Source organism: Algoriphagus litoralis, assembly GCF_003259255.1.
GTDB classification, from domain to species: Bacteria; Bacteroidota; Bacteroidia; order Cytophagales; family Cyclobacteriaceae; genus Algoriphagus; species Algoriphagus litoralis.
The window spans coordinates 80,529-91,441 of record NZ_QGOL01000018.1 but is presented as its reverse complement, the minus strand read 5'-3'; the positions used below and the strand labels follow the sequence as shown (position 1 = coordinate 91,441).

Genomic DNA, 10,913 nt, shown 5'->3' with positions numbered 1-10,913 from the left:
CAGAGGCTTTTTTGCGTTTGGGGGGAGCCTAAAGTGAAAACTGGATTCCCTCTACCCAAATTGAATTGATCCAAATGTTTTAAATCTTCTGGCTGTTTAAAGGCTATCCAATTCACCGGATTATTCACCATTTGTCCCAGGAGTCTTTTATTAATCCGAATCCTTTGATCGGTAAGTTTTTAAGCGGCTTTGTTTTTTAAATGGATTTCGTATTCCAGGACAATTTTGGAGACATGATTTTTATCATAGATGCTGACCACAATAGTCAGGCATCTTCCATGGATCTCAAATTAGCTTTGACAAGAAGTTTAAGCTATGAAACTGAAATCGGCACAAGCACCTTTGATTGGATTGACTGATGATATCGTTAATGAATTTTTTTGTGCGAAAGTTTCTAAGTCTTTTGACCCAACAAATCCTGACAATAGCCTTTGCAATCAGGATGATGAACCCACTCTTTTTACAATAGACTTGCTGAAAACGCTTGATTGGCTTCACCACCATGAATATCCAAGGCCACTTGAAAAGGAAGTTTGCCCAATTCCAGTTCTTCTTTTTGTTCCTGATTTCTCAACTGAACACCTCTTATTTCATTTTGATGGCACCTCCAATTCAGTTGAATTGATCAAGAACTTCATCAACTTATTTGGAGATTTGATTCACGACAGTAAGGCAACGATCATTTCTCCCAATTTTACTCCTAAATCTAAAATTCGGGAAGAGCGGGAGATTATTCAATTGATTTCGAATTCAACTCGTGAAACGAGTTTTATCAAATTCAATTTTTCCAGAATCGGTGACTTCTGGTCTTATGGAGTAAAGCACGATTGTTCACTTTTAGTTACTACCAAAAATTACCAAGCAGATCTAGCAAAGGTTCTTTTTCATTTTTATAAAGGCAAGGTTTGGAGTTCTAAGCTTTCATTTTACCTCTCGGTTTAAATCATGCATTTCACTGATTTTCGTCATGATTTCCACATTTGTTCCAAGGTAATTTTATAAAAATATCCTTCCATGAGACCTGTTGCTACTCCTGAAATCCAAACCTCTTGCTATCACTGCGGTGAAAGCTGTGAGAAGGAGTCCGTATCATTTGATCAAAAAACATTCTGTTGTCAAGGATGTAAGTTGGTCTACGAGGTATTGTCTCAAAACGATCTATGTGAGTATTATCAGCTGGAGTCTGCTCCAGGCAAAAGCCAAAAAGAAAGTTCCAGATTAAAGAACAGGTTTGATTACCTGGACGATTTGGAAGTCGTTCAGAAATTGTTGGACTTCAAGGACGAGAAAGAGAGTCACATTACCTTTTACATCCCTTTAATTCATTGTGCTTCGTGCATATGGCTCCTTGAAAATTTGTACCAAATCAATAAGGCAATTTTTTCAAGCCGTGTCGATTTTGTCAAAAAGAAAGTCCAAATAAAGTTTTCTCAGGATCAAATTAATCTAAAAGAAGTAGTTACGCTGCTTTCTACGCTTGGCTATGAGCCTAAAATCAACCTTTCTGACCTTGATCAAAAAAACAAAAGTCTAATAGACAGAAAAACCCTCACAAAGCTTGGAGTGGCAGGATTTTGTTTTGGCAATATGATGCTTTTTAGCCTCCCAGAATATTTTTCAGAGGCTAGGCTTCTGGGTGAAGGGTTTAAGCGACTTTTTGACTACCTGAATGTCGTGCTTTCTCTTCCTATTGTATTCTACTCCGCCAGTGATTATTACCGATCTGCTTGGAATGCGGTCCGTCAGCGCAAGATCAACATGGATGTACCGATTGTACTCGGAATTATCGCCTTTTTCTTTTATTCCCTCTGGGAAATATTTGCTCAAGGTAATGCGGGCTACATGGACAGCCTGGGAGGATTACTTTTCTTCCTTTTGCTCGGGAAAATATATCAGCAAAAAACCTTTGCCACACTTGAGTTTGATCGGGACTATAAGTCCTATTTCCCAATAGCAGTAACTCGACTTGTACAGGACCAAGAGGAAGTTATTCCGCTTTTCAAATTGCAAGTGGGGGATGTAGTGCTGGTTAGGGATGAAGAATTGATACCTGCTGACTCATTGCTTTTGAGTGACCAAGCTAATATAGATTACAGCTTTGTGACTGGTGAAGAAGTACCGGTACCCAAGCGAAAAGGAGAACTGATCTATGCGGGAGGTAGACAAAAAGGTGGTGCGGTACTGTTTACGATTCAGAAATCTCCCTCTCAGAGTTACCTGACTGACTTGTGGAACAACGACTCTTTTGCAAAATCTACCAAAAGACTACTTGAACCGCTAGCTAACCGAATCAGTGGGGTATTCACTTGGACAGTCCTTACCATAGCCGTAGCTGCCTTTATTTTTTGGATTGGAAATGACCTCAGCATTGCAGTGAAAGCTTTTACTACTGTGCTGATCGTAGCCTGTCCATGCGCCTTGTCCATGTCCACGCCATTCACCTTGGGCAATACTCTGCGGATATTTGGAAGAGGGAAATTTTACCTTAAAAATGCTGCAGTGGTAGAGCGACTAGCATTGCTGGACACGATTGTTTTTGATAAAACAGGGACCTTGACCGATCCTGCTAATGCCACAATAGAATATCTAGGTGAGCCACTTTCAGCTGAGACTCGATCGATTATCAAAGCGATGGTAACTCGATCCACACACCCTTTAAGCAATAGGATCAATCTTTTCTTAGGGAATATCCATCCAGTCAGCCTGGATTCCATCCAGGAAATTAAAGGCGAGGGAATTCTCGCAAGCTATAAAGGTCAAGAGTTCAGACTTGGATCTCAGCGCTTCACTGGTCTGGTAGACCAGTCCATTCCTCAAGATGGAAATCAGGTGTCAATCAGTGTAGAAGGGGTCAATTTAGGATTTTTCCATATTCAGTCGGGGTTGAGAAAAGGCGTTTCTGAGGTGGTGAAGGAACTATCTGAGGGATTTGAACTTCACATGCTGTCAGGCGACCATTCCCATGAGCGTGAGTCCTTGTCCCAAAAACTGGGAACTTCCCTTCGTTTTAACTTTGAACAAAGCCCAAAAGACAAACTCAATTACCTCAAAGACTTAAATGCGCAAGGCAAAAACACATTGATGGTCGGTGATGGGCTGAATGATGCCGGAGCGCTCCAAGAGAGTCAAGTCGGAATAGCGGTCACAGATCGAGTCAGCCATTTTTCCCCAGCAAGTGATGCCATTTTGGATGCTGATTCTTTTGACAAAATCCCTGGCTTCCTTTCGTTTGCCAGACAGAGCAGGCAAATCATCAAAGCCAGTTTCGCACTCAGTTTTTTGTACAACATTGTGGGGATCAGCCTAGCTGTTCAGGGACTTTTGAGTCCAGTACTTTGCGCCATATTGATGCCTTTGAGCAGTATTTCGGTAGTGATTTTTGCCACGGTTGCTACCAATTTAATGGGGATTCGCAAGGGTCTCATTCACCTAAACAAACCCTAAAATGGAAGTCATCTTTATTCTCATCGCAATTAGTCTCCTTCTGGCCGTCACGTTTCTGATACTTTTTTTCAGAGCAATGAAGGATGGGCAGTTTGACGATAGCTATACCCCTTCAGTCCGAATTTTATTTGAAAATCAGCCTAAAAAGTCAAAAAAAGATCAACCAAAAAATACCAAGTCCTATGAATGATTCTACTTTGGAACGGTTCCACTATGACAATAAAATTGTCAAGTACTTCAGTGCCGCTACGATTATCTGGGGTCTAGTTGGCATGTTAGTGGGGCTCATTGCCGCCACCCAGCTTTTCCTTCCCGAGGCTAATTTGGGTAATCCCTACACCACATTTGGCAGGATACGACCGCTGCATACCAATGCAGTAATTTTCGCTTTTGTGGGGAATGCCATCTTTGCCGGCGTGTATTATTCGATGCCAAGATTACTTAAGACCCCCATGTGGAATAGCATGCTCAGCTGGTTTCACTTCTGGGGTTGGCAATTAATCATCGTAGCTGCAGCGATTACTTTGCCTTTGGGCTTGACTACTTCTAAAGAATATGCCGAACTGGAGTGGCCGATAGACATTGCCATAGCGCTGGTTTGGGTAGCCTTTGGAGCCAATATGATCGGAACGCTGATCAAGCGTCGAGAGCGTCACATGTACGTGGCGATCTGGTTTTACCTCGCATCATTTGTCACGGTTGCAGTGTTGCACATTTTCAATTCCTTTGAGCTGCCGGTTTCATTTATGAAAAGCTATTCAGCCTATGCCGGTGTTCAGGATGCTTTGGTTCAGTGGTGGTATGGACATAATGCGGTCGCATTCTTCTTGACTACCCCATTTCTAGGACTGATGTATTATTTCTTACCAAAAGCTGCCAATCGCCCAGTTTATTCCTATAAGCTATCCATTGTACACTTTTGGTCGCTGATTTTCCTTTACATGTGGGCTGGCCCTCACCACTTGTTATATACGGCTTTGCCTGAATGGGCTCAGGTATTGGGTACTGTTTTCTCTGTGATGTTGGTAGCTCCTTCTTGGGGAGGTATGGTCAATGGTTTATTGACGCTGCGCGGAGCATGGGATAAAGTAAGAAATGAGCCGGTTTTGAAATTCATGGTAGTCGCGGTGACCGCTTATGGTATGGCGACTTTTGAGGGGCCGATGCTTTCGCTGAAAAATGTAAATGCAATTGCCCACTATACTGACTGGATCGTAGGTCACGTGCACATCGGAGGTTTAGGCTGGAACGGATTCCTGACTTTTGGTATGCTGTACTGGATGTGGCCTAGATTATTCAAAACTAGCCTCTACTCTATTAAGCTCGCCAATACCCACTTTTGGTTAGGTACGCTGGGTATTATCTTCTATGCACTTCCACTTTATGTTTCTGGATTGACTCAGTTTTTGATGCTGAAAGAATTCAATGAAGCAGGTCGATTGGCTTATCCAAATTTCTTGGAAACTGTGATCCAAATCGTTCCGATGTATATGCTTCGGGCATTTGGTGGAGTCCTATACCTAGGTGGTGCGATCGTGATGATGTATAACATGTGGATGACGGCCAAGCAAGGTGTCTTCCAGGCCACCGAAGAAGATCAAGCGCCTGCATTGGCCAAAGCCTACAATCCAACAGGAGAATTCTGGCATAGAGCATGGGAAAGAAAGCCAGTTTTCTTTACCATTCTGGCAACCATCGCCATCGCCATTGGTGGTGCAATTGAAATTATCCCTACCATTTTGATCAAATCAAATGTGCCGACCATCAGTTCGGTGAAGCCCTATACTCCACTTGAGCTTGAAGGTAGAGACCTGTATATCGCCAATGGCTGTGTGGGCTGTCACTCTCAGATGATTCGTCCATTCAGATCAGAAACCGAGCGCTATGGTGAATATTCCAAAGCCGGTGAATTTGTGTATGACCGCCCATTCCTATGGGGATCCAAACGTACCGGGCCGGACCTGCATCGAGTAGGAGGAAAATATCCCGATAGCTGGCACTACTATCACATGTCAGATCCCCGTTCTATGTCACCTGGCTCACTCATGCCTCCCTATCCATGGATGACCACCAACGAATTGGATAACTCTGACTTGCCTGCCAAAATCAGAACGCTTCAAAAATTGGGAGTTCCTTATCCAGAAGGATATGACCAACTAGCAACAGCGGATTACGATGCACAAGCAGCAAAAATCGTCGCCAATCTTAAAGATGCCGGTGTCGAAGTAGCTCCCAATACCGAGATCGTCGCATTGATCGCTTATCTGCAGCGTCTTGGAACTGACATCAAGCAGCCTGCAACTGCCGCTAACCAATAATCAGAGAAGCCATGTATAAAGAAATTCTAAGATCAATTGAAAACATCGAGATTTATCCCATCATCTCGCTGATCATCTTTCTGTTGTTTTTCGTGGGGATGTTTATTTGGGTGGTAAAAACCCCCAAAGACCACATTAAACACATGGAATCCCTCCCATTCGATGATCAAGATTCAACCATCAAACAGCTATGAAGAAGTTATTTTCATTACTCGCAATTTTGGGATTCACTACTTTCCCCGTATGGGCGCAAACTGAAGAATCCAATTGGTACACTAAGTTACAGGCGATGGATTCCGGTCAGGTCACGCTGTTGGTAATCTTGGGAATTGTATTGGCTGTCATCGTTCTGTTGCTGATACTGATGGTGTATTTGATGTCTTTCATGTCAGCTGTACTTCGTAAAGAAAATCCAAGTATTGCCAATGAACCTTCCTGGTGGGACACTTTCAAAGAGCGTTTTGTGACTGGCCATGTAGATGAAGTCGGAGGACAAGAAGAAAAGGCCAAAATGATGACCGATCACTCTTATGATGGAATCACCGAGTTGGACAATTTCATGCCTCCATGGCTTCAGTGGGTTTTTGTTGGCACCATAGCTTTTGGGGTTGTCTATTTTGTCAACTATACGGTTTTGGGAAATGGTCCAACTGGAGCTGAAGAGTATGAAGCTGAATTGAAGGAAGAAGCCGAGGCAGCTGAATTCAGAAAAGCCACTATGCTTGCTGGTATTGATGAAAAGACCGTCATTTTTGATGAATCAGCTGCTGCTCTTGGGGCGGGTAAATCCCTTTTCGAAACCAACTGTGCTGCCTGTCATGCTGCAGACGGAGGAGGTGGAGTGGGACCAAACCTCACCGATGACTATTGGCTTCATGGTGGCTCCATTTCAGATGTCTTTTCTGTAGTGAAATATGGTGTCGTGGAGAAAGGAATGATTCCTTGGCAGGATCAACTGAGCCCTGAGCAGATCCAGCAGGTATCCTCTTACATCCTGACACTGAAAGGCACCACCCCTGCGGTGCCAAAAGACCCGCAAGGTGAGCTGTATTCTCCTACTCCAGTTGAGGCTGCTCCTGTGACTGATAGCACAGCGGTAGTAGCTTCGATCGATTAAATTTATCACTGCCGGGGAAGATTCTCCCGGCAGTAACCTGCCTAAACCATGGCTAAGAAAAACCAGAATCCCCATTTGAATCCGGAGACTTTCCGGGATGCACTAGCTACTGTCAAGGAAGACGGAAAGCGAAATTGGGTGTATCCTAAAAAGATTAAAGGCATTTTTTACAAGTATCGAACCTATCTTTCTTGGCTTCTTTTAGCAGTTTTATTTGCGGGGCCATTTATTCAGGTCAACGGAAGGCCATACATGCTCTTCAATATTTTTGAACGGAAGTTCATCATTTTTGGAGCGGCATTCTGGCCTCAGGATACCCACCTGCTGATATTTCTGCTGTTGATTTTCTTTGTTTTCGTGATTCTATTTACAGTGGTATTTGGTAGGGTATGGTGCGGCTGGGCGTGCCCACAGACCCTATTTATGGAGATGGTTTTTCGCAAAATCGAATACCTCATCGAAGGGGATGCCAATCAGCAGCGAGCACTGAATGAGTCACCTTGGACAGGAGAGAAAATTTGGAAAAAGGGCTTGAAAATCAGTGTTTTTGCCCTGATCTCGCTCATGATCGGTCATCTTGTGATGGCCTATTTGATTGGTATAGATCAGGTAAAGGAGATTGTGACCAAGCCACCGACCGAAAATATGGCAGGATTTATCGGTTTGGTGTCCTTTTCGGGAATTTTCATGTTCGTCTTTTCTTGGTTTAGAGAACAGGCTTGCCTAGTTGTTTGCCCCTACGGACGCCTACAAGGGGTACTATTAGATGACAATAGCATCAATGTCATGTATGACTATGTCAGAGGGGAGCCTAGGACTCCTATTCGTAAAAATGAAACTGTACCGGCTCCAAAGGGAGATTGCATCGACTGTGGACTTTGCGTCCAAGTATGCCCTACGGGGATTGACATTCGCAATGGAACTCAGATGGAATGCGTCAATTGTACCGCCTGTATCGATGCCTGCGATGAGGTGATGGTCAAAGTGGAACGGCCTGTTGGCCTAATCCGATATAGTTCCGAAAACAGTATTAAGCAGGGATTTCAAAAGTTAATGACCGGCAGAGTCAAAGGATATTCGGTCGTGCTTTTGGTTTTGGTAGCGGCATTTGTATCGCTGATTGCCACTCGGGAGGATTTGGAAGGGACAATCACGCGGTTTCCGGGTATGACTTACCAAGAGCGGGAAGCTGGGATGGTTTCTAACCTCTACAATATCACCCTGATCAATAAAACATTCGAACCACAGCGTGTGGATATCAAGGCTCTCGCAGAGGGTATGAAAGTGGAAATAGTCGGAGCTTCAGAATGGGTTTTGGAACCGCAGACGAAGTTTGAAGGACGATTTTTCCTGGTGAGGGAACAATCTCAGGTCAAGGTGTCACAGGAGAAAATCATGCTCCAACTGCTCCATCAGGGAGAAGAATTTGATGAGATTCAAACAAACTTTATGGCTCCGGTTGGGGTCGCTAAATAAAAGAAACTATGGATTGGGGAAAAGGTATTTTGTTGACAATCATCGCCTTCGTAGGCTTTATCATGACTTTGGTCGTGATCTCAGTGCGGCAGGATGATATTCATTTGGTCACTGAGAATTACTATGAAAAAGAAATAAAGTATCAGGATCAAATCGAGCGGGAGAAATCAGCCGCTGGTCTAGATCGGGAGGTTTTGGCTTATGATGCGTTGACCAAAACGATGGTATTGGATCTTCCTGTCGGTGTCAAAGGCAACTTACAACTTTTCCGTCCTTCCGATGCGCGATTGGATCAGCAACTAGTGATCGATATATTGGAAGAAGGTAAGACTTCAGTGCCGCTGGAGAAACTCAAGTCAGGTTATTGGCGAGTCCAATTGACTTGGACTGAGAATGGAGTAGATTTTTACCAGGAAAAGAAAATAAGTATCTAAAATGATCTGGACAGCCTTGGTTTTGGGTTTTTTGGGTTCCTTCCATTGTATTGGAATGTGCGGCCCGATTGCCTTGGCTGTCGGGGGAAACAAGGGACGTGCTTTTCTTTGGAATAAAATTATCTATAACCTGGGGCGAAGCCTTACCTATGCCTTACTTGGTTTGATAATTGGGAGCCTGGGTTTTTCACTTTCGCTTGCCGGAGTCCAGCAGGGGGTTTCGATCACGATGGGGCTTTTGGTAGTATTCCTATCGATCAGTTATAAAAAAGCTGATCAGTTTTTGACCATACCAGCGCTGTCAGGCATAGTACGTTGGATTAAAAGTCACCTTACCAAGACTCTTAAGTCTGGTAGTAAACTCGCATTTTTCTCTACAGGCTTAGTTAACGGGTTGCTTCCCTGCGGGATGGTCTATATGGCGCTGGTAGTCGCCATGGGAATGCAAAGTCCAGCCTTGGGAGCAGCCTACATGTTCTTTTTTGGTTTAGGTACAATTCCCATGTTACTGGTTTTGATGATTTCAGGCAGCCTTTTGCCGGTCGTTCGAAGACAACAATTCCAAAAAGCAATTCCTTATTTTGGAATTGCCATTGGGATATTGATGGTATTTCGAGGACTTGGATTGGGAATCCCGGGCTTGAGCCCCGAATTGGCCGTCTTTGATTATGGTACCCAGCAGGTAGAGATTACCATGTGCCACTGATCAGATTGATTTGCTGAAAGTCTCTTTTATTTCTCTAGAAGCAATCATTCTTAGGTCAAATTGAGCACAAATATTCCGAACTACAGCCATGCCTGCCGCAGTGACTGACAAGGTCATTCCTTCGCGTAGTACAAGTCCTTCATCCTCCATTTCGAATAGGGAGTTCAGACTTTCAAATGGTAATTTTTCCCAAATCAAGTAGGGAATATCCGCTGTTCCCTGGCAAATCAGATCCATAATCAATGTGCCCACAGTTCTGTCATCACAGGTCTTTACATGTCCTTTGAAGACCGGAAGTTTATTATCATGGAGCGATTGCTGATATGCCTCGATGTTTTTTTCATTTTGGGCATAGCCCAAGCCGATATCACTAATACTGCTTGCACCTAAGCCGATCAGCATCTCCGAAGGAGAAGTGGTATAGCCCATGAAGTTGCGATGTAGACTTCCTGCTTTTTTAGCCAAACAAAGAGGGTCCTGTGGCAATGCAAAATGATCCATGCCAATCTCTACATATCCCAATTCCAGCAGCGTATGTTTTCCAAATTCATACAGAGCCCTTTTTTCCAGTTCGGAAGGGAGGAAGGGCTCAAAGCTTTTTTGTGCCGGAAAAGCAGACGGGAGGTGCGCGTAACTATAAAAGGCAATTCTGTCCGGTTTCAATTCTGCTACGCGGGCAAATGTATCTGCCAGCGTCTCCAATGTCTGATGCGGCAGTCCGTAGATCAAATCAAAATTGACCGATTTGTACCCAAGCTTTCTGGCATTTTCGGTCGCTTCTTTTACTTTTTCAAAAGGCTGAAGTCGGTGGATGGACCGCTGTACTGTAAGGTCAAAATCTTGGATTCCATAGCTCACTCGCTCAAATCCCAATTTTGCCAAGACCTCCAAATGTTCGAATGTCGTATTGTTGGGATGACCTTCGAAGCTGAATTCATGATCCGGAAGGACTTCTGCGGACCTGATAATTTTAGATATAAGCTTCGCCAGATTTTCTGGTGAAAAGAAGGTCGGTGTCCCACCGCCAAGATGAATTCCGGCAAGTTTTGGAACTTCATTGAATAATCCCAGATACTTTGTCCATTCTTTGAATACCGCCTCCAAGTAAGGGTCTTCAACTCCATGATTTTTTGTGATTCGCTTCGTACAGCCACAATAGGTGCAGAGACTCTCGCAAAAAGGTAAATGGATGTATAAAGTGATCCCATCCTTATCTCCTTGCTGGGCAAATGCTTGTTGGACCAAATTCTCCCATACTTCCGGAATCAACTGGCCATCCCAAAGCGGAACTGTAGGATAGGAGGTGTACCGAGGTACTGGCTGATTATATTTTTTGATGAGTTTGGATGATAGGGCCATAGCAGTGTATTTTGGTCAAAGTTCGGCGTAAGCTTTTGAGTTTTTTGTGACCGAAATGG

10 protein-coding genes are annotated in these 10,913 nt (G+C 43.9%); 9 read left to right on the top strand and 1 reads right to left on the bottom strand.

All coding sequences use genetic code 11. The features are described from left to right. Positions 1–315 precede the first annotated feature (315 nt). The 9 genes from DK188_RS19290 (at position 316) to DK188_RS19250 (ending at position 9,495) form a co-directional block, all read left to right on the top strand. The gene (locus DK188_RS19290; RefSeq protein WP_111672486.1) at positions 316–942 is read left to right on the top strand and encodes a hypothetical protein; all 627 of its coding nucleotides are present in this window, start codon (positions 316–318) and stop codon (positions 940–942) included. Positions 943–1,014: 72 nt separating this feature from the next. After that, positions 1,015–3,444 carry a heavy metal translocating P-type ATPase gene (locus DK188_RS19285; protein WP_111672485.1) on the top strand — a complete coding sequence of 810 codons (2,430 nt, stop codon included), beginning with the start codon at positions 1,015–1,017 and terminating at the stop codon, positions 3,442–3,444. 1 nt (position 3,445) lies between these two features. Then, complete coding sequence (ccoS, locus tag DK188_RS19280) at positions 3,446–3,634, top strand: cbb3-type cytochrome oxidase assembly protein CcoS (protein ID WP_111672484.1); 189 nt, start codon at positions 3,446–3,448, stop codon at positions 3,632–3,634. Continuing rightward, positions 3,627–5,762 (top strand): cytochrome-c oxidase, cbb3-type subunit I, encoded by a 2,136-nt coding sequence (gene ccoN / locus DK188_RS19275; protein ID WP_111672483.1) that lies wholly within the window; start codon positions 3,627–3,629, stop codon positions 5,760–5,762. The genes ccoS and ccoN overlap by 8 nt, the downstream gene beginning before the upstream one ends. An 11-nt stretch (positions 5,763–5,773) precedes the next feature. After that, a complete protein-coding gene (locus DK188_RS19270; RefSeq protein WP_111672482.1) occupies positions 5,774–5,956 on the top strand; it encodes a cbb3-type cytochrome c oxidase subunit 3 in 183 nt (60 codons plus the stop codon). Further along, the gene (locus DK188_RS19265) at positions 5,953–6,879 is read left to right on the top strand and encodes a cbb3-type cytochrome c oxidase N-terminal domain-containing protein (RefSeq protein ID WP_111672481.1); all 927 of its coding nucleotides are present in this window, start codon (positions 5,953–5,955) and stop codon (positions 6,877–6,879) included. The genes DK188_RS19270 and DK188_RS19265 overlap by 4 nt, the downstream gene beginning before the upstream one ends. Positions 6,880–6,927: 48 nt before the next feature. Beyond that, a complete protein-coding gene (gene ccoG / locus DK188_RS19260; RefSeq protein WP_111672480.1) occupies positions 6,928–8,355 on the top strand; it encodes a cytochrome c oxidase accessory protein CcoG in 1,428 nt (475 codons plus the stop codon). A gap of 8 nt (positions 8,356–8,363) precedes the next feature. Beyond that, positions 8,364–8,789, top strand: coding sequence for a FixH family protein (locus DK188_RS19255; RefSeq protein ID WP_111672479.1), 426 nt, complete (start codon positions 8,364–8,366; stop codon positions 8,787–8,789). 1 nt (position 8,790) lies between these two features. After that, positions 8,791–9,495: a sulfite exporter TauE/SafE family protein gene (locus tag DK188_RS19250; protein WP_111672478.1), complete on the top strand. Its 705-nt coding sequence runs from the start codon at positions 8,791–8,793 to the stop codon at positions 9,493–9,495. On the opposite strand, the gene hemN is transcribed toward DK188_RS19250, so the two are convergent. After that, entirely contained in the window at positions 9,496–10,854 is a 1,359-nt protein-coding gene (gene hemN / locus DK188_RS19245; RefSeq protein ID WP_111672477.1) for an oxygen-independent coproporphyrinogen III oxidase, read from the bottom strand. Positions 10,855–10,913 lie beyond the last annotated feature (59 nt).

Bases quoted from the DNA above. Each gene is read 5' to 3' on its own strand.
- ccoN (WP_111672483.1), top strand. From the start codon at position 3,627: ATGAATGATTCTACTTTGGAACGGTTCCACTATGACAATAAAATTGTC.
- ccoG (WP_111672480.1), top strand. From the start codon at position 6,928: ATGGCTAAGAAAAACCAGAATCCCCATTTGAATCCGGAGACTTTCCGG.
- DK188_RS19255 (WP_111672479.1), top strand. From the start codon at position 8,364: ATGGATTGGGGAAAAGGTATTTTGTTGACAATCATCGCCTTCGTAGGC.
- DK188_RS19265 (WP_111672481.1), top strand. From the start codon at position 5,953: ATGAAGAAGTTATTTTCATTACTCGCAATTTTGGGATTCACTACTTTC.
- ccoS (WP_111672484.1), top strand. From the start codon at position 3,446: ATGGAAGTCATCTTTATTCTCATCGCAATTAGTCTCCTTCTGGCCGTC.
- DK188_RS19250 (WP_111672478.1), top strand. From the start codon at position 8,791: ATGATCTGGACAGCCTTGGTTTTGGGTTTTTTGGGTTCCTTCCATTGT.
- DK188_RS19270 (WP_111672482.1), top strand. From the start codon at position 5,774: ATGTATAAAGAAATTCTAAGATCAATTGAAAACATCGAGATTTATCCC.
- hemN (WP_111672477.1), bottom strand. From the start codon at position 10,854: ATGGCCCTATCATCCAAACTCATCAAAAAATATAATCAGCCAGTACCT.
- DK188_RS19285 (WP_111672485.1), top strand. From the start codon at position 1,015: ATGAGACCTGTTGCTACTCCTGAAATCCAAACCTCTTGCTATCACTGC.
- DK188_RS19290 (WP_111672486.1), top strand. From the start codon at position 316: ATGAAACTGAAATCGGCACAAGCACCTTTGATTGGATTGACTGATGAT.